Raw genomic sequence first — 17,234 nt, 5'->3', positions numbered from 1 at the left:
CACACTCGGTGTCGTCCCGGCGAAGGCCGGGACCCATGCCGCGGAATCTATCCGTCGTGGATGGTGGCAGTCCCATCACGACGAATCTTCGCCAAACTACTCCCTGTGGTTATGGGTCCCGGCCTTCGCCGGGACGACGGCAGTGCTTGCAGCTACACTTTCCACTACTGCAAATGCGCCAGATAATGCGCGACCGCCGTAATCTCTTCTTCGCTCATCCCGTAGGCGACATCGGCCATCGCGGCGACGCCGCCGCCGACGCGCTGGCCGGCCTTGTAGTCGTGCAGCGCCTTCACGAGATATTCCTCGCGCTGGCCGGCGAGGCGCGCGACGGCTTTGGTGCCCGCGTAGCTGTCCGTGTGGCATGAGGCACAGCGGCGACCGTTGGCGACTTGTGCGCCTTTCCTCGACAGATCGGGGTCCTTGTCCTCCGGACCCTTCGGCGGCGCGAGCTGCGAAAAGTAAGCCCCCAGACTGCGGATGTCCTCGTTGCCGATCTCCTCGACGATCGGCTGCATCTGGTCGTTCTTGCGCGAGCCGGCGCGGAAGAACACGAGCTGCCATTGCAGGAATTGATCGGGCTGGCCGGCGAGCGAGGGGATGTTCTCGGTCTGCGAGATACCGTTCTCGCCGTGACAGCCGGCGCAGGCGGCGGCCTTCTCCTTGATCGCCGCATTGTCGGCGGCGCTTGCGGAGAGGGCGCCGAGCGCGATGAGCGCAACCGTGCTGATTGCGTGCGAGATGAACTGCCGGCGCATGATGGGGATTCCGATCTATCGAAGTCGTCATTCCGGGGCGCGCCGCCTGGCGCGAGCCCGGAATCCATAACCACGAATCGGGGTTATGGGTTCCGGACTTGCGCGCAAGCGGCGCGCAATCCGGAACGACAGCATTGGACTATGAAAAATGAACGAGGCTGCGGCCGTCACCCGGTCGCAGCCTCGTTATCGTGTCGCGCTACTTCTTGCTGTAGCTGATGCGATAGATCGCGCCGGCCCAGTCGTCGGCGACGAGGATCGAACCGTCCTTGGCGAGGATGATGTCGCTGGGACGGCCGAGATAGCCCTGGTCACCCTCGATCCAGCCGGAGGCGAACACCTCCTGCTTGGCGTTCTTGCCGTCGGGCCCGACGATCACGCGCATGATGCGGCCGCCCTGGTACTTGTGACGATTCCAGGAGCCGTGCTCGGCGATCAGGATGTTGTTCTTGTACTCGGCGGGGAATTGATCGCCGGTGTAGAACTTCATGCCGAGCGGAGCGACGTGCGCGCCGAGGTTCAGCACGGGCGGCGTGAACTCGGAGCACTTGTGACCCATCGCGAACTTCGGATCCGGCAGGTCACCCTGATGGCAATAGGGATAGCCGAAATGCTCGCCGAGCTTCGAGATCATGTTCAGCTTGTCGCTGGGCAGATCGTCGCTGACCCAGTCGCGCGCGTTCTCGGTGAACCAGTATTTGCCGGTACGCGGATCGACGTCGCCGCCGACCGAGTTGCGAACGCCGAGCGCATAGACTTCGGCGTTGCCGGTCTTGGGATCGACGCGCCGGATCTGCGAGACGCTGGTCGGGGGAACGCCGACGTTGAAGGGCGGTCCGAACGGAATGTAGAACCAGCCTTCCTTGTCGACCGCGATGTACTTCCAGCCATGCGCGGCATAGGAGGGCATGTCGTCATAGACGACCTTGCCGTCGCCGAGCTTGTCCAGATTGGCCTCCGCGTTGTCGTAGCGGATCAGCTTGTCGACCGCGATGACGTAGAGCGCGCCGTCCCTGAAGGCGAGACCGGTGGGCATGTTCAGCCCCTTCAGGATGGTCTTGACCTCCTTCTTGCCGTTGTTGTCCTTGATGGCATAAACGTTGCCGAGGCCGAACGAGCCGACGAACAGCGTGCCCTTGTCACCCCAGGCCATCTGCCGCGCGGCGAGCACGCCGGGTGCATAGACCTCGATCTTGAAGCCCGCCGGCAGCTTGATCTTCTTCATCATCGCCGCGAGCTCGGCCTCCGATGCGCCGGTCGGCGGACCCGACGGCGGCGCCAGGCCCTTCTGCGCCTCGGTCTCGTCGCCCAGGAACCAGTCGTCCGGCGGATGGGTCCAGAATTCCTTGGTGCCGGATTCGTATTTCTTCAGCGACCGATTCTTGTCCTGCTGTTGCGCATTGCCGACGCTGGTCCCCGCAAGAAGCGCAACCGCTGCAAGCGCCAGGACGGACTGATAGACGGATTGATGGAATTTCATCGCGTCACTCCCCTAAGGCAGCCGTCAGGGCTGCACATTATTTTGTTTTGCTAGTCGAGAGGCGAAGTTTGGAGCCTGTCGAGCGACAGACGCAAAAAGGTTAGCACATCTGCGAGCGGTGAGAAGCGCGTGGCGTGCACTGCGGTTGCGCTCAATAAGAATTGAGACGGATTGTCTTCGGACGCTGGCACAGCAGCCGCAATGATCTCGCTGCAACGCGGAATCAAGATCGCGCGCGGCTGATTTTCAGGCAGCCGAAGGGGCCGTCACACAAAAAACGCGAAAACAACCCCATGCACAGTAGAACGGCAAAGATCATGTTGCGCCCGGTGACGGCACGCAGACATTTGATGCATCGAGCAAAACAGCAACAGCGGCGCTTACGAGGCGACGGGGTAAGGCCCGTCGTCGAACACCGTGCCATGATAGCCTTTCGACCCGACCTCGCGCGCCAGCGTGCTGCGAAAATCCTGTCCCGCAACGAGGCTGTGCAGCACATGCGCGAAGCCGAATTCGGGCCGCCAGCCCAATTCGCGCCGCGCACGATCGTTGACGTAGACGCGGTCGATCTGCGGGAACAGGCGCCAGCTGTGCGCCGCATAGAGCTGCGCACAATCCGGATAGAGCTCGCGCACGACACCCGCCGCGTTGCGCGCGAGCGCCGCGAGATGGTGCGGCTCGAACGGACTCGTGGCCGACACGATGTAGCGGGCGAAGCCAATGTCGGGCGCGCGTTCGACGGCGAGCAGATGGGCGCTCACAGCGTCCGCTATATCCAGCCGGCGATAGAGCAGCTCGTTGGCCTGTGCGTTCTCCAACGTGTAGGCCGCGCGCATCGCCGGATCGTCGTCGTCTTCCGGAAAGAAGCGCGAGGTTCGCAAGGTGAGGACGGGCAGCCCGCGCTCGCGAAAGAACAGCTCGCACAAGCTCTCCGCCATCAGCTTGGTCGTGCCGTAGATGTTCTTCGGCACCGGCGGCAGGTCCTCGGTGACCCACACCGCGGCCTGTCCCGCCTCCGGCCGGAGCTGCGAGCCGAACGCGCTGGTGGTGCTGGTGAAGACGAAGCTGCGCACGCCGGCGGCGGCCGCCGCCTCGAGCAGATTGAGCGTGCCTGTCACGTTGGTGTCGACGAAATCCTGCCTGCTGTGGGTCGCCACATGCGGCTTGTGCAGCGTCGCGGTGTGGATCACGGCGGTGACGCCGTCCATCTGGCGCCGCACGAAATCGGGATCGACGATGGAGCCGACGGCATCGGTGAAGGGCGACGGCTTCAGATCGACCCCGCGCACAGGTGACCCGCGCCCGCGGAGCGTGCGGAGAAGGGCCTCCCCGAGATGGCCCGCGCTGCCGGTGATCAGAATTGTCATGTGAGACCCGATACAGCCGCCAGCGGCGTGGAAAACCACGATTCCGTCCGGTTTGGCTGGATGCTCTGGGAAAAATTGGAGCGGGCGAAGGGGCTCGAACCCTCGACCCCGACCTTGGCAAGGTCGTGCTCTACCACTGAGCTACACCCGCATCCTGTGTCGGTCGCATGACGCGCCGGCAACGGCTGTCGTATGCCAAAAGCGGGAGGGGAATGCAACAGCTACCGGCGGCATAGATTGGTATCTTCGGGCCTATATGGACCCCGAAAGCGGCCAAATCGACCGAAAATGCCCTGGAACCGCCGAATCAGCTTTGATGGATTGAAATTCGGCCGTCCCGGCCCAATTTAGGAGCCGACAACGAAGCATATGCATTGGCGACGTGCTAAAGACCCGCCATTCCAGACATCAGACGAGGGGATCCCGTGACGATCATCGACCAGGGTAACGGAGCGGCGGGCCCGGCTGCGGCCGACCTGATCAAGGACACCACCACCCAGACCTTCGTGAAGGACGTCATCGAGGAATCGAAGCGCCAGCCGGTGCTGATCGATTTCTGGGCGGAGTGGTGCGGGCCCTGCAAGCAGCTCACCCCCGTGCTGGAAAAGGCGGTGAAGGCGGCCAAGGGCAAGGTCAAGCTGGTCAAGATGAACATCGACCAGCACCCGGCGATCCCGGGCCAGATGGGCATCCAGTCGATCCCGGCCGTGATCGCCTTCGTCAACGGCCAGCCGGCCGACGGCTTCATGGGCGCGGTGCCGGAGAGCCAGCTCAACGCCTTCATCGAAAAGCTGACCAAGGGCGTGACGGCGCCGGGCGAGCCCAATATCGCCGAAATCCTGCAAGAGGCCGAGGCGGTGCTCGCCGAGGGCGACGCCGCCGCCGCGGCGCAGATCTACGCCGAGGTGCTGCAGCACGATTCGACCAACATCGCGGCGCTGGCGGGCCTCGCCAAGTGCTACGCCGTCTCCGGTGCGATGGAGCAGGCCAAGCAGACGCTGGCCATGGTGCCGGAATCCAAGCGCAACGACCCCGCCGTGAAGGCCGTGCAGACCGCGATTGATCTCGCCGAACAGGCGGAGCAGCTGGGGCCGGTGACGGAGCTGGAACAGAAAGTCGCCGCAAACCCGCTCGATCATCAGGCACGATTTGACCTTGCGACCGCGCTCAACGCACAAGGCAACCGGGCGGCGGCGACCGAACAGCTGCTCGCGATCATCAAGCGCGACCGCAAATGGAACGACGACGGCGCCCGCAAGCAGCTCATACAGTTCTTCGAGGCCTGGGGCGGCACGGATGATGCAACGATCGAGGGGCGCAAGCGCTTGTCGACGATCCTGTTTTCGTGAGGGCGGTTATTTTTTGAGCATGATCCTGTCGGAAAACCGCTTCGCACTTTTCCGGATCATGCTCTAGCGCTAACACCGGCAACGGGGACCAGATGCCGATCAACATCGAATATCGCGGGCCCGCCGACCTTCCGGAAATCATTCCGGTATTTCCATTGCCGGGTGCGCTCTTGCTGCCGCGCGGCCAGATGCCGCTCAACATCTTCGAGCCGCGCTACCTTGCGATGGTCGACGACTCTTTCCGCGACGGCCATCGCCTGATCGGCATGATCCAGCCCGATGTGGCGCATTCGCCGAAGAATTCCGACAAGCCGTCACTGTTCCGCGTCGGCTGCGTCGGCCGCATCACCCAGCTCGCCGAATCCGGCGACGGCCGCTACATCCTGGAGCTCACCGGCGTCTCGCGCTTCAAGATCGTCGAGGAGCTCGAGGTGCTTACCGCCTACCGGCAGTGCAAGGTGGATTTCTTCACCTATGTCGACGACTTCACCGCGCGGATGGGCGAGGACGAGGTCGATCGCGAAGCGCTGCTGGCGGTGCTGGCGGACTTCTTGAAGGCCAACAATCTCAAGGTCGACTGGGAAGGCGTCGAGAGCGCGCCCAACGAAGCGCTGGTCAACGCGCTGGCAATGATGTCGCCCTATGGCCCGGCGGAGAAGCAGGCCATGCTGGAAGCCCCAGACCTGAAGACCCGCGCCGAGATCCTGATCGCGGTGACCGAGATGGACCTCGCCAAGAAGCGCACCAGCGGCGATCCGCCGCTGCAGTGAGGGTCTCGAGCATGATCGGTTCTGATTGAATCAGAACCGCAGCTGCGCCAACCGGTATCCGCCTCGCTCGAAATGCTCCAAATGCCTACGCGGCATACTCGGCTGCTTCGGCCTTTCGCTGCGCCAGTTGCGGGATCCTGGAGGCCTGCATCGGCCGGCTGAAATAGTAGCCCTGCGCCTCGACACAGCCCTCTTCGCGCAGAATGTCCAACTGCTCGGCGGTTTCGACGCCTTCGGCGGTCGTCGTCTTGCCAAGACTGACCGCGAACGCAACCACGGCACGGGCGATCCGGCGCGCCTCTTCCCTGTTGCTGGACAGCTCGCTGACGAAGCTGCGGTCGATCTTGACCTTGTCGAATGCAAATCTCTGGAGAAAACTCAGCGACGAATAGCCCGTGCCGAAATCGTCGAGGGCAATCCGCACGCCGAGCTCACGCAGCTGTCCGAGGGCTGCGAACACCGCTTCGCTGTCGTGCATGATCACGGTCTCGGTCACCTCGAGCTCAAGCCTTTGCGGCGCTATCCCGGAAGTTGCCAGGGCGCCGACAATGACGGAGACGAGCTCCTTGCTCCTGAACTGAGCGGGCGACAGGTTGATTGCGATGGTCAGATCGGTCGGCCACCTGGCCGCCTCGGCGCAGGCCGCTCTCAACACCCATTCCCCCAGCGGCAGGATCAAGCCGGTTTCCTCGGCAAGGGGAATGAATTCGGCAGGCGAGACCAGGCCTCGCTCGGGATGATGCCACCGCAACAACGCCTCAAAGCCGCAGGTTCGTCCGCTCTCCACACTCACGAGCAGCTGGTAGTGAAGCTCGAATTCGCACCGCGCAAGCGCCTTCCGCATGTCCTTTTCCAGGTTGCGACGGTCATGCATGAGCTGGTCCAGCTCCGGCTCGAAGAAGCGGAATGCACCGCGTCCGCCGCTCTTGGCCGAGTAGAGGGCGAGATCCGCGCTCTTCATGATCACGTCGGAATCGTTGCCATCGCGCGGCGCGATGGCGATGCCGATGCTGGTGCCCACCGTGACCCGGTGATCGCCGAGATCGAACGGTTCGCAAAGCGCCTTTCTGATGTTCTCGGCAAGCGCCGCGGCCTCCACGGCCGGGTTGGTCACGTAATCGATCACGGCGAACTCGTCGCCGCCCAGTCGGGCGATCAACGCGGTTTCCGTGGTGCATTCGCGCAAACGCGCAGCGACGGCGCGCAACAGGGAATCACCCGCCGGATGTCCCAGCGTGTCGTTGACTTCCTTGAAGCGGTCGAGATCGAGCATGAGCACGGCCAGATCGAGGCCGCCATTGCGCGTAACTGCAATGGCATGCTCCATCCGCTCTCTGAGCAGCACGCGATTTGGCAAATCGGTCAACGCATCGTGTTGTGCCATATGCGCGATCTTGGCCTCGGACCGGCGTTGCTCGGTGACGTCAAGATGCGTGGCCACCCACCCGCCGCCGGCCATTGGCTGCCGGGTCACGCAGATCAACCGACCATCCGCGAACTCGTCGATTCTGCTCGAGACCGCATCGAACGGCAACGCGGCCAGTTTCGAGATGAATTGCTCGGCAGCGCCCTCGCTGGTGTCGCTCTTGAGGATGCCGGTCACGACGCGATGCCTGATGATGTCGGTGTGCGGTGTTCCGGTCCTCAGCAGGTCCGGCGGCAGCCGATAGAGTCCGGCATAGCGCTCGTTGCAGACGACAAGGCGCTTCTCGGCGTCGAACATGCAAAGGCCCTCGACCATGTGGTCGATCGCGGTGTCCAGCCTCAGTTTCTGCTCTCGCAGTTCCAGCTGCGAGTCTTCGAGCTGCTGACGGGCGACCGAAAGCTGGTTGATGATCTCCTCGAACCTGGCGGTTCTGCTTGCCAGGCGACGATCGGCCAGCACACCGATCAGGCTCATCCCCAGCACGGATAGCGCCACGCCGGCGATGGCGAGCGCGAGCACGGCCGGAGAAAGCGACAGGGCCCCCGTCGCACGCGTCGGATCCGGCGTGATCTGCACGGCGCCCATGGCCGTGAAGTGATGCGATACGATGGCGAGCGTCAGGAGAACCGCCGCTGCGAGGGTGCCGCGGTAGTCCCGGTACCTGATCGCGACAGCCAGGGCGGCATAGCCGAGGCACATGCCCAGAATGATCGAGACGAGCACGAGGTCCAGCGACCAGGCGACGCGACCCGGGACTTCAAGTGCCCACATTCCGAGATAGTGCATGCTGGCAATGCCGCCGCCGATGATGACGCCGCCTGCCGCCGCGCGCCACCGGCCGCTGTCGCGGACCGCAACGCCGAAGCCCCCCGACGTCAGAAGCATTGCCGCAGCAAGCGAAAGCGCCGTCAGCACGATTCCGTAGCCGGTCGTGACGCCGGGCTCATAGGCGAGCATCGCGACGAAATGCGTTGCCCAGATTCCGTAGCCGATGGCAGCGCCGGCAATCGCGATCCAGATCAACCGTGTTCTTGCGCGCGCCGCGATCGCACGATGAAAGATGCTGACCGCAACAATGCTGGCAACGAAGCAGACCAGGCCAGCAAGCACGACGAGACGCCAATCGTGCTCGGCCGTAAGGCAGGAAAAAACGCGGAACATCCAATACCGCTCCCCTCGTCAATATCGCCGATGGTGGATGGGCTAAACGTTCTTCGCGTTAATTTTGTGCAACGCCCGATTGCATGCTTACCGCCACGTTAACGCTGCCCGCACAATTTGAGGTTGCCAGACGTTTGCGCATGACGATGGTGCGCCATCGGCTCCACAGCCGACCGAGAGTGCGCAGTGATCGGCAACGAACGTCTAGAGGCGATTGCGAATCCGCTTGCGTCCCGTGAACATCGCGCGCACGAGATTCTCGCGCTGGAGAATCCCCATCAGCACGACGCCGAGCACATGCAGCACGACAAGGACGATGACCGCGTCCGATGAATAGTGGTGGGTGTCCTCGACCCACCACACGCCGAAGAAGGTGACGGTGACCGACATCACGCCGGTGATCGTCGAGACGGCGAGCGAGGCCAGCAGCGCCACCAGCATCAAGGTGCCGGCCGGATTGAGCCCGATATAGCGGCCGGTGATGCCGCGGCGCAGATTCAGGAGATAGTGCGGCGCGGCGCGAAGCCTGACACCGACCATGCGGAAGCGCGAATAGCGGCTCCCCCAAAAACCCCAGACCAGGCGGAACGCCAGCAGCCCAAGCACCGTATAGCCGACGATGCGATGAAGGCGGTCATAGACGGTGGGGGTGAACCACGCGGCCAGAACACAGATCGCAAGGGCCCAGTGCCAGAGGCGCAGCGGGAGGTCCCAGACCGCGATCGTCCGCGGAGCGGTTCGATCCGCGGGGGTCCTGTCGGACGCCCCGCGCGCTTCTGGTACCGCTTTTTCGATCAAGCGAAGACCACCCTCAAGCCTTACTTTGCGCGGATCGCTTCGCGCAGGTTATTTCGCGCAAGTTATTTTGCGATCGTGTGCTTCAGGCTGAGATCTTCGGGGCTGTAGAACAGCTCGTAGAGCTTGCCTTCCTTGACGCCATAGACCTCATAGCACGAGCCTTCGATCTTGGAGCGCCGCACCTCGTAACCGAGCGCCTTGGCCTTGGCTTCGGCTTCGCTCGCCGGCTTCCACGACGCCTTGTCGAGCTTGGTGCAGTCCTTGAAACCGTCGGCCATGGCCGTCGATCCCGCGCCAATCCCGATCGTCAGTGCCATGGCAACAACACGAATGACCTTCACGAACCTCTCCTCCTCTGTCGTGGACGCTGCGCGGGAAACCGCGGAGCGAGACCGAAGGAAGCAAAGGAGGAGGTGAAGTCAATCCGGTTCGGGCATGGATCGCTTTAGATAAGTTCTAACGTCGGCCAAAAGCTGAGTGCTCTCCGTGCGCAGTGCGTTTTTGGCGGGCCTCTGCGGCCTTACGTCTCACGGGCCGCGGGCGCGCCGCCGGTCAGGCCGGTCATCCTGGGCCGCGCTTGGCGCAACGGGATCGTTGCGTTGCAGCCAGTCCGCCCAGGAGAGCCGTCCGCGAACACCGTGGCTGACGACGAAGCCCATCCCGCGCGCCTTCGCGTCCGAAAGGTTGATCGGCAGGATTTTTCGATGCAGCCCCCGGGCGTCCTGATACCGGCGGGCCAGGGAGACAAGCTCGAGATCTTCGGGACCGCCAATCTCCGCGCGCTCGCCACGCATCCCGTCGAAGGCGCAGGCCACGACGTGGTCGGCGACATCCGACGTGTCGACGGGATTGAACAGGGTGGTCGGCACCGGCCACACCGGAAGCCAGGCGAGGCCCGAGAGCAGCCTGTCGAGCAGATAGTAGAACGGCATCGCGCGGACCACCGACCAGGACAGAGCCGACGCACGTACCAGCCGTTCGCCGGCAAGCTTGACGCGCGCGTAGGGCAGGGTTGCCTCATCGAGGCCGACGATCGAGACGTGGAGAAGGTGCCGCACCCCGGCCTCCCCGCATGACGACAGCAGCCGCCCGGTGCCCTCGACGTCCACGGCGGAGGGCGACGTGAAGAAGTCTGTCGGGCGAATGCCGCCGCGCCGCGCGATCGGCGAATAGGTCGCCGCATTGATGACCGTATCGACATCATGCAACGCTTCCCGCAACCCTGCGCCTGTCGCGAGATCGCCGGTCGCCCATTCGACGTCCGATCGCGTGCCCGGCGATCGCGCAAACACCCGGACGTGACGCCCGTCGCGAACGAGACGATCGACGATATCCCGGCCAAGATGGCCTGTGCCCCCGGTGACGAGTGTCAGAGCCATGCTTGAAGCTCCATCTGTAACGGCTCGCCGCTGGCCGTGGCGCGACGGCGATTGTTCGCGAGGCTCAATAGCCCGCAACCGCCATCGCGACGACCGCGCTGAGCGCCATCCAGCCGAAATGCCGGCCGCGCGTGGCCCAGGCATTGGCGAAGGCCGCAAATCCGAACACGCAAGCCATGGTGACGACGATCCAGTGGCGCGCCGGCTCCGAGGCCATCCAGGGCGTTGCCAGCAGGAGCACGCCGCCGCCGATCCAGGCGACGGTCGAGGTTTGCCAGACCAGACGGATCAGGGTGCGTAGCCGCTCCGGCTCGATATGAGCCCGGGCGAAGACTTTGGTCTCGCCGAGAACGCCGTGGATGGCGGCAACGGCGATGGTGGCCAGTCCGGCGCATTGGAGCAGAAGATCGCGCATCACGGCTCTCCATACAGTTGTGTATGGATAGATAGGCGCTGGCCTGCCGCCTGTCAATACAGTACTGTATGGTCCGATTCCGGAACCCGACATGACCGAACAGCTCTCCGCCGACGACTGGACCAGCCAGGGCCTGAAGGCGCTCGCGAAAAGCGGTTTCACCGCGCTGAAGGCCGATCCGCTCGCCAAGGCCATGGGCGTCTCGCGCGGCAGCTTCTATTGGCATTTCGCCGATCTCGGCGCGTTCCACGCCGCTGTGCTGAAGCGCTGGCGCGAGATCGCCGCCGAGCAGATCATCGCCGATGTCGAAGCCGCCAGCGACGAGCCGCTGAAGGCGCTGCTGCGCAGGTCCTTCGGCGCGCGGCTCGATCTCGAACGGGCGGTCCGCAACTGGGCGGCATTCGATGCCGCCGCGCAAGCCGCGGTGCGCGCGATCGACCGCCGCAGGCTCGACTATATCGAGCAGCTCCTGGACAAGCACGGGCTTGACCCGGCGACGGCGCAGGCGCGCGCGCAGATCCTCTATTGGACCTTTCTCGGCTTCGCCCTGTCGGGCCAGCCGGTGCCGGCGGCAAGGCTCCAGGGCCTGCTCGACGAGCTGCTGCGGATGATCTCTGCCGAGTGATCCGTTCCAATGGAACGGGTCACTCGATTTTCATTTTGACGCGTTTTCTTGACGCTAACCGGTACCCACTTCGCTCGAAAACGCTCTGGCCGGCGCGATGGGCGGACGCGAATTTCTGTGCTAGAGGCAGCCAATCGCCGGAGACCCCAATGAACGCGCCCACCGAACGCCCCGAAACCAGCGTCGATCCCAAATTGCTGGAGATTCTGGTCTGCCCGCTGACCAAGGGCCCGCTCGAGTTCGATTCCGCAAAGCAGGAACTGATCTCGCGCAGCGCCAAGCTCGCTTATCCGATCCGCGACGGCATCCCGATCATGCTGCCGGAAGAGGCGCGCAAGATCGATTGATCTTGGCGCGATGGCTGCGCCAAAGGCTCAGTGTCGTCCTGGCGAAAGCCAGGACCCATAACCACAGGGAAAGGTTGTGGCGCGAAGCTGACAACCCCGAGTCTTCGCAAAACTATTGCTGCGGCGTATGGATCCCGGATCTGCGCGCGCTTGGGGTGCGCTTGTCCGGGACGACGGGGAGAGAGTGAGGCGCGAGCGCTCTCTAAACGTACGCCTTACAAAGCCTCGCCCTTCAACAACCTTGGCACCTCGCCCGTCAGCCCCGCGGCCTGGCGGATGAAGAGATTCTTCAGCGGCGGAGCGCGGTCGACGAGGCCGAGGCCGATGTCGCGCACGGTGCGCAGCAGCGTCGAGTGGTTGGAGAACAGGAAGTTCAGCGAGTTGGTGGCAACGCCCATCGCCATGGTGTCGAAGCGGCGCCAGCGCTGGTAGCGCTCGAGCACGTCGGCCGCGCCGAGATCCATGCCGAGCCGCGCCGCATCGACCACGACCTCGGCCAGCGCCGCGACATCCTTCAGCCCCATGTTGAGGCCCTGGCCCGCGATCGGGTGGATGACATGGGCGGCATCGCCGACCAGCGCGAGGCGCTCGGCGATGAAGGAGCGCGCCACGAAATAGGACAGCGGAAACGCGCGCGGCTTGTCGAGCGCGTTCACCTCGCCGAGATGCAGGCCGAAGCGCTGCTCGAGCTCGCTGTGAAATTCCTCGTCACTGAGCGCAATGATGCGCGCGGCCTCGACCCGGCGCTCGGTCCAGACCAGCGAGGAGCGCTTTCCGGAGAGCGGCAGGATCGCGAAGGGACCTGCGGGCAAGAAGTGCTCTTCGGCGCGGCCTTCGTGATCGCGCTCATGGCCGACGGTGACGACGATGCCGGACTGGTCATACTCCCAGCCATGGGTGACGATGCCGGCGCGCTCGCGCAGCTTCGACCTCGCACCATCGGCGGCGACCAGCAGGCTGGCCGCGATCACGCTGCCGTCGCCAAGCGTCACGTCGATGCCGTCGGAACGCGCGTCGTAGGAGGCAACCGTGGTGGCGCGAAGATCGATGCCCTCGGCCTCGGCACGCACCACCAGCGCGTCGATCAGGCGGCGGTTCTCGACCATGTGCGCAAAGGGCTCGCCCGGCGCGACGTCGCCGGCGAAGTTCAGGAACACCGGACGCGTGGCGTCTTCGAGTTTGGAATCGGTGACGACCATGTCGAGGATCGGCTGCGCCTCGCCCCTGACGTCGTCCCAGGCGCCGATCGCCTCGAACAGGCGGCGGCAGGCGGCCACGATCGCGGTGGCACGCGGATCGCGGCTCGGACGCGTGCTGAGGGCCGGGTCGGCGACGATGACGGGAATCTCCGGCCCGAGCCCCTGACGCAGCGCGAGCGCCAGCGCGAGGCCCGCAAACGCGCCGCCGCCAATGACAATGCTACCCTGTACTGACATACCCGAATTCCCGGCTAACTCTTGGTCTTGCTAGCAGACTTGAGGTGGGCGAAACAGTGCGGTGAAACAAGGGCGGAACGGCCCAATTCCGTCATCCCGGGGCGCGCGGAAGCGCGAACCCGGAATCCAGAGGTTATCGCTCGGGATTCCGGGTTCATCGCTGGCGCGATGCTCCGGAATGACGAGGCATTTGAAAGCACCACCATGTCCAAGAGCCTGATCGACCTCATTTCGATCCTCGACCTCGAACAGCTCGAGGTGAACCTGTTCCGCGGCAACAGTCCGAAGACGAGCTGGCAGCGGGTGTTCGGGGGGCAGGTGATCGGGCAGGCGATGGTTGCGGCCTGCCGCACCGTCGAGGGCCGGCTGCCGCATTCGCTGCATTGCTATTTCATCCTGCCGGGCGATCCGCAGATCCCGATCATCTACCAGGTCGAGCGCCTGCGCGACGGCAAGAGCTACTCGACCCGCCGCGTCACCGCGATCCAGCACGGCAACGCGATCTTCTCGATCATGGTGTCGTTCCATGCCGAGGAGGAGAGCGCGTTCGATCACCAGGACAAGATGCCGGATGTGCCGCCGCCGGAAAAGCTGACGGCGGAGGAGGTGGCGAAGCAGCCGCTGTTCAAGGAGATGCCGGAGTTCATTCGCCGCTACTACGAATCCGACCGTCCGATCGAGCTGCGCCCGGTCGAGCTCGGCCGCTACTTCGGCCAGAAGATCGAGGACGGTCGCATCCACGTCTGGATCAAGACCGCGGCGAAGCTGCCCGACGATCCGGCGCTGCACATGTGCGCGCTGGCCTACGCATCGGACTTTTCGCTGCTCGATGCGATCATGGCGCGCTACGGCCGCACGCTGTTCGACAAGCGCATGATGCCGGCGAGCCTTGACCACGCGATGTGGTTTCACCGCCCGTTCCGCGCCGACGAATGGCTGCTCTACGCCCAGGATTCGCCGAGTGCACGAAGCGGCCGCGGCTTGACCCGCGGCTCGATCTTCAAGCCCGACGGCACGCTGGTCGCCTCCGTCGCGCAGGAAGGCTCCGTGCGCGAGCGGAGGGCGTAACGCCTAGAGGGAGCCGCGGGGGGCGAGCTCGGTCTGCGACGCAAACCAGTTCATAATCCAGCGATACACCCACGGGATCGGGATGATGAGGCTGAACAGGATTGCGGCCACGATTCCGCGCCAGAGAATCTCAAGACCGCTGCCCTTGAAGACGATCTCGCGCCGCGTGCCTTCAATGCTGCGGCAGAACCAGCGCATTTGAGCCGCGGCAACCCAGGCCCAGCCGATGATGGTAATGATCGAGATCGCGAACAGCAGATTCCAGCCGACATAGGCCCAGACCGAGCCGGTGAAGCTGAGGCCGAGCGGCTGCCCATTGGAGGCGAGGTTCGCGACGATCCATTTGATGAGGAGCCAGTAGAGAACGATCTGCACGAGGAACAGCAGGTTGCTCAGCAACTGGCTGCCGATGAAGCCGATCGCGATCGCCAGAACGATGAAGCCGAAAAACCAGGGCACCAGCGCCATCGCATTGCCGGTAAAGCTGAGGTTCGGGCGTCCCGGGACCTTCACGCAAGGCACGATCCATTTTGTGTACCAGACGAAGACCCACGGCGCCGGGATGACAAAGCACATGCCGATCAGCATCACGATGCTGCGCCAGGTGAATTCGAGGATGCCAAAATCGACCGACAGTGATCCGCCGCCGGCGCCACCATTGCCACGGCCGCCCATCGTCGGCGGCCCACCGGCCGGGATCATCGGCGGCGCGCCGCCGCCGACCAGGCCGGGGATTTCGGCGGCCTTCTGCCAGCCGGCCATGCCTTCGGTCCACACCAGCGTATCCGGACGCACGATGCCCTGGGCGATGAGGTCGCGGAATTGCCCGTCCGGAAAGGGCCCCTGCTGCTTGCCCTCGGATGCGTAGAACCAGCTCGCCATGAAGCGTCCCCCCTTAAACATACTTATGTACCGGCTGGGACGCTTCGGTTCACCGCATCCATGCCAAAAATGCATTGTGAAGGATGAACGGCTGCCCTGTACAGAGGCGGCCGTTCACAACGCCAAACGTTTTTCCGCTTCAATCTGCAACTTTTTTATGCCATTTGCCCGGAAAGATGCCAGATTGACGCTGCGCCGGGGACATGCGGCGCGGCGCATCCCGGGGAATAGGCCTGACCATGAAACTCGTCGTCGCGATCATCAAACCCTTCAAGCTCGATGAGGTCCGCCAGGCCCTGACGGCGATCGGCGTCCACGGCATGACCGTGACCGAGGTGAAGGGTTATGGCCGCCAGAAGGGCCACACCGAGATATATCGCGGCGCGGAATATGTCGTGAATTTCCTGCCGAAGCTGCGCATCGAGATCGCGGTCGCCTCCGATGTCGCCGACAAGGCGGTCGCCGTGATCACCGCGACCGCGCGCACTGGGCAGATCGGCGACGGCAAGATCTTCGTCACGCCGATCGACCATGCGCTGCGCATCCGCACCGGCGAAACCGACAGCGACGCGCTGTAAAGAACGACTCCTTCTTCGATCGCACCGGGCAACGGCGCCACAGCGTGCGACGTCATCACTGTGCTGGGGGAAACGACATGGCGGGATTGTTGCGCCGCGCGGCTGCTATGGCCGCGCCGATCGGGTTTGCGTCGGTCATTGCGTCGCCGGCGCACGCTGCAGGCGCCGAGATCAACACCGCCGACACCGCCTGGATGATCGTCGCCACCGCGCTGGTGCTGATGATGACGATCCCCGGCCTTGCGCTGTTCTATTCCGGCATGGTGCGCAAGAAGAACGTGCTGGCGACGATGGCGCAGAGCCTTTCCGCGGTGACGCTGATCTCCATTCTCTGGGTCGCGTTCGGCTATTCGCTCTGCTTCGTCGGCGACGGCCCATGGATCGGCACGCTCGATCGCTGGTTCCTGGCGGGCATGACGCTCGACAGCGTCAACCCGGCGGCGAAGGCGATCCCGGAATCGCTGTTCATGCTGTACCAGATGACGTTTGCGATCATCACGGTGGCGCTGGTCGCGGGCTCGGTCGCCGACCGGATGCGGTTCTCCGCCTATCTCTTGTTCTCCGTCGCCTGGTTCGTCTTCGTCTACATTCCACTGGCGCATTGGGTATGGGGCGGCGGCTTCCTCGCCAGCATGGGCGTGCTGGATTTCGCCGGCGGCCTCGTCGTGCATCTGTCGGCCGGCACCGGCGGCCTCGTCGCGGCGAAGGTGATGGGACGCCGTCACGGCTACGGCACCGAGAATCTCTCGCCCTTCGACCTCTCGCTCGCCGTGATGGGCACCGGCCTGTTGTGGGTCGGCTGGTTCGGCTTCAACGGCGGCTCGGCGCTCGCGGCCAACTCGCGCGCGGTGATGGCGATTATCGCGACGCATCTGGCCGCCTGCGCCGGCGCGCTGACCTGGGGCGCGATCGAATGGTCGACGCGGCGCAAGCCCTCGGTGCTCAGCATGATCTCCGGCGCGGTGGCGGGCCTCGGCACCATCACGCCGGCCTCGGGCTTCGTCGCGCCGTGGCATGGCATCGTCATCGGCATCATCGCCGGGGCGGTTTGCTACTGGGCCTGCACCTGGCTGAAGCACCGCTTCGACTATGACGATTCGCTCGACGTGTTCGGCGTCCACGGCGTCGGCGGGCTGACCGGCACCCTGCTCGCCGGCGTGTTCGCAACCAGCGCCATCGGCGGCACCGCCGGCCTGATCGAGGGCCATCCGCAGCAGCTTCTGATCCAGCTTTATGGGGTCGCCGTCACCTTCGTCTGGTCGGCGGGGGTCAGCTTCATCCTGCTCAAGCTGGTCGGCCTTTTCGTGCCCTTGCGCGTATCCCGTGAGCACGAGCTCGAGGGACTGGATATTTCGCAGCACGGTGAGGCGTTGCAGTAGGCTGCCGGCGGCCGGT

Annotated in this window: 17 protein-coding genes and 1 tRNA gene; 7 read left to right on the top strand and 11 right to left on the bottom strand. The window is 64.3% G+C overall.

Annotated features, from left to right (window positions below):
* Positions 1-164: 164 nt before the first annotated feature.
* From BM118_RS27785 to BM118_RS27765, 4 genes are all read right to left on the bottom strand, one after another.
* Positions 165-758, bottom strand: a complete 594-nt coding sequence (locus BM118_RS27785) for a c-type cytochrome (RefSeq protein ID WP_092189307.1) — start codon at positions 756-758, stop codon at positions 165-167.
* Positions 759-957: 199 nt separating this feature from the next.
* Positions 958-2,238, bottom strand: a complete 1,281-nt coding sequence (locus BM118_RS27780) for a PQQ-dependent sugar dehydrogenase (RefSeq protein WP_092189305.1) — start codon at positions 2,236-2,238, stop codon at positions 958-960.
* A gap of 380 nt (positions 2,239-2,618) precedes the next feature.
* Positions 2,619-3,605: an NAD-dependent epimerase/dehydratase family protein gene (locus tag BM118_RS27770; protein ID WP_177234753.1), complete on the bottom strand. Its 987-nt coding sequence runs from the start codon at positions 3,603-3,605 to the stop codon at positions 2,619-2,621.
* A gap of 76 nt (positions 3,606-3,681) precedes the next feature.
* Positions 3,682-3,756 (bottom strand) — tRNA-Gly (locus BM118_RS27765).
* Between the two features lie 274 nt (positions 3,757-4,030).
* Between BM118_RS27765 and trxA the strand changes: the two genes are divergently transcribed.
* Complete coding sequence (gene trxA, locus BM118_RS27760) at positions 4,031-4,954, top strand: thioredoxin (protein WP_177234752.1); 924 nt, start codon at positions 4,031-4,033, stop codon at positions 4,952-4,954.
* Between the two features lie 92 nt (positions 4,955-5,046).
* Positions 5,047-5,724: an LON peptidase substrate-binding domain-containing protein gene (locus BM118_RS27755; RefSeq protein WP_092189299.1), complete on the top strand. Its 678-nt coding sequence runs from the start codon at positions 5,047-5,049 to the stop codon at positions 5,722-5,724.
* Between the two features lie 85 nt (positions 5,725-5,809).
* Here BM118_RS27755 and BM118_RS27750 read toward each other — a convergent pair whose 3' ends face one another.
* The 5 genes from BM118_RS27750 to BM118_RS27730 all read right to left on the bottom strand — a co-directional run bounded on the left by BM118_RS27750 (position 5,810) and on the right by BM118_RS27730 (position 10,903).
* Positions 5,810-8,311 (bottom strand): bifunctional diguanylate cyclase/phosphodiesterase, encoded by a 2,502-nt coding sequence (locus tag BM118_RS27750; protein WP_092189297.1) that lies wholly within the window; start codon positions 8,309-8,311, stop codon positions 5,810-5,812.
* Positions 8,312-8,515: 204 nt separating this feature from the next.
* Positions 8,516-9,109 carry a cytochrome b/b6 domain-containing protein gene (locus BM118_RS27745; protein ID WP_092189295.1) on the bottom strand — a complete coding sequence of 198 codons (594 nt, stop codon included), beginning with the start codon at positions 9,107-9,109 and terminating at the stop codon, positions 8,516-8,518.
* Positions 9,110-9,171: 62 nt separating this feature from the next.
* On the bottom strand, positions 9,172-9,450 hold the full coding sequence (locus BM118_RS27740) for a PepSY domain-containing protein (RefSeq protein ID WP_092189293.1): 279 nt from the start codon (positions 9,448-9,450) through the stop codon (positions 9,172-9,174).
* 186 nt (positions 9,451-9,636) lie between these two features.
* The gene (locus BM118_RS27735) at positions 9,637-10,488 is read right to left on the bottom strand and encodes an SDR family oxidoreductase (protein ID WP_092189291.1); all 852 of its coding nucleotides are present in this window, start codon (positions 10,486-10,488) and stop codon (positions 9,637-9,639) included.
* Positions 10,489-10,552: 64 nt separating this feature from the next.
* Positions 10,553-10,903: a hypothetical protein gene (locus tag BM118_RS27730; RefSeq protein WP_092189289.1), complete on the bottom strand. Its 351-nt coding sequence runs from the start codon at positions 10,901-10,903 to the stop codon at positions 10,553-10,555.
* A gap of 91 nt (positions 10,904-10,994) precedes the next feature.
* Here BM118_RS27730 and BM118_RS27725 point away from each other — a divergent pair, with 91 nt between their 5' ends.
* Complete coding sequence (locus BM118_RS27725) at positions 10,995-11,528, top strand: TetR/AcrR family transcriptional regulator (protein ID WP_092189287.1); 534 nt, start codon at positions 10,995-10,997, stop codon at positions 11,526-11,528.
* 149 nt (positions 11,529-11,677) lie between these two features.
* Positions 11,678-11,875 (top strand): Trm112 family protein, encoded by a 198-nt coding sequence (locus BM118_RS27720; protein WP_011083431.1) that lies wholly within the window; start codon positions 11,678-11,680, stop codon positions 11,873-11,875.
* Positions 11,876-12,090: 215 nt separating this feature from the next.
* On the opposite strand, the gene BM118_RS27715 is transcribed toward BM118_RS27720, so the two are convergent.
* Complete coding sequence (locus BM118_RS27715) at positions 12,091-13,311, bottom strand: ubiquinone biosynthesis hydroxylase (protein ID WP_092189285.1); 1,221 nt, start codon at positions 13,309-13,311, stop codon at positions 12,091-12,093.
* Between the two features lie 204 nt (positions 13,312-13,515).
* Here BM118_RS27715 and tesB point away from each other — a divergent pair, with 204 nt between their 5' ends.
* On the top strand, positions 13,516-14,379 hold the full coding sequence (gene tesB, locus BM118_RS27710) for an acyl-CoA thioesterase II (RefSeq protein WP_177234751.1): 864 nt from the start codon (positions 13,516-13,518) through the stop codon (positions 14,377-14,379).
* Positions 14,380-14,382: 3 nt separating this feature from the next.
* Here tesB and BM118_RS27705 read toward each other — a convergent pair whose 3' ends face one another.
* Complete coding sequence (locus tag BM118_RS27705) at positions 14,383-15,261, bottom strand: DUF4339 domain-containing protein (RefSeq protein WP_092189281.1); 879 nt, start codon at positions 15,259-15,261, stop codon at positions 14,383-14,385.
* A 239-nt stretch (positions 15,262-15,500) separates the two neighbouring features.
* Here BM118_RS27705 and BM118_RS27700 point away from each other — a divergent pair, with 239 nt between their 5' ends.
* Together BM118_RS27700 and BM118_RS27695 are read left to right on the top strand one after the other, a co-directional pair.
* The gene (locus tag BM118_RS27700; protein ID WP_008142802.1) at positions 15,501-15,839 is read left to right on the top strand and encodes a P-II family nitrogen regulator; all 339 of its coding nucleotides are present in this window, start codon (positions 15,501-15,503) and stop codon (positions 15,837-15,839) included.
* A 77-nt stretch (positions 15,840-15,916) separates the two neighbouring features.
* A complete protein-coding gene (locus tag BM118_RS27695) occupies positions 15,917-17,218 on the top strand; it encodes an ammonium transporter (protein ID WP_092189279.1) in 1,302 nt (433 codons plus the stop codon).
* Positions 17,219-17,234 lie beyond the last annotated feature (16 nt).

The organism is Bradyrhizobium sp. cf659 (genome assembly GCF_900113725.1).
GTDB lineage: Bacteria > Pseudomonadota > Alphaproteobacteria > Rhizobiales > Xanthobacteraceae > Bradyrhizobium.
The sequence above is the reverse complement of the archived record's forward strand: the minus strand, read 5'-3'. Positions and strand labels throughout refer to the sequence as shown.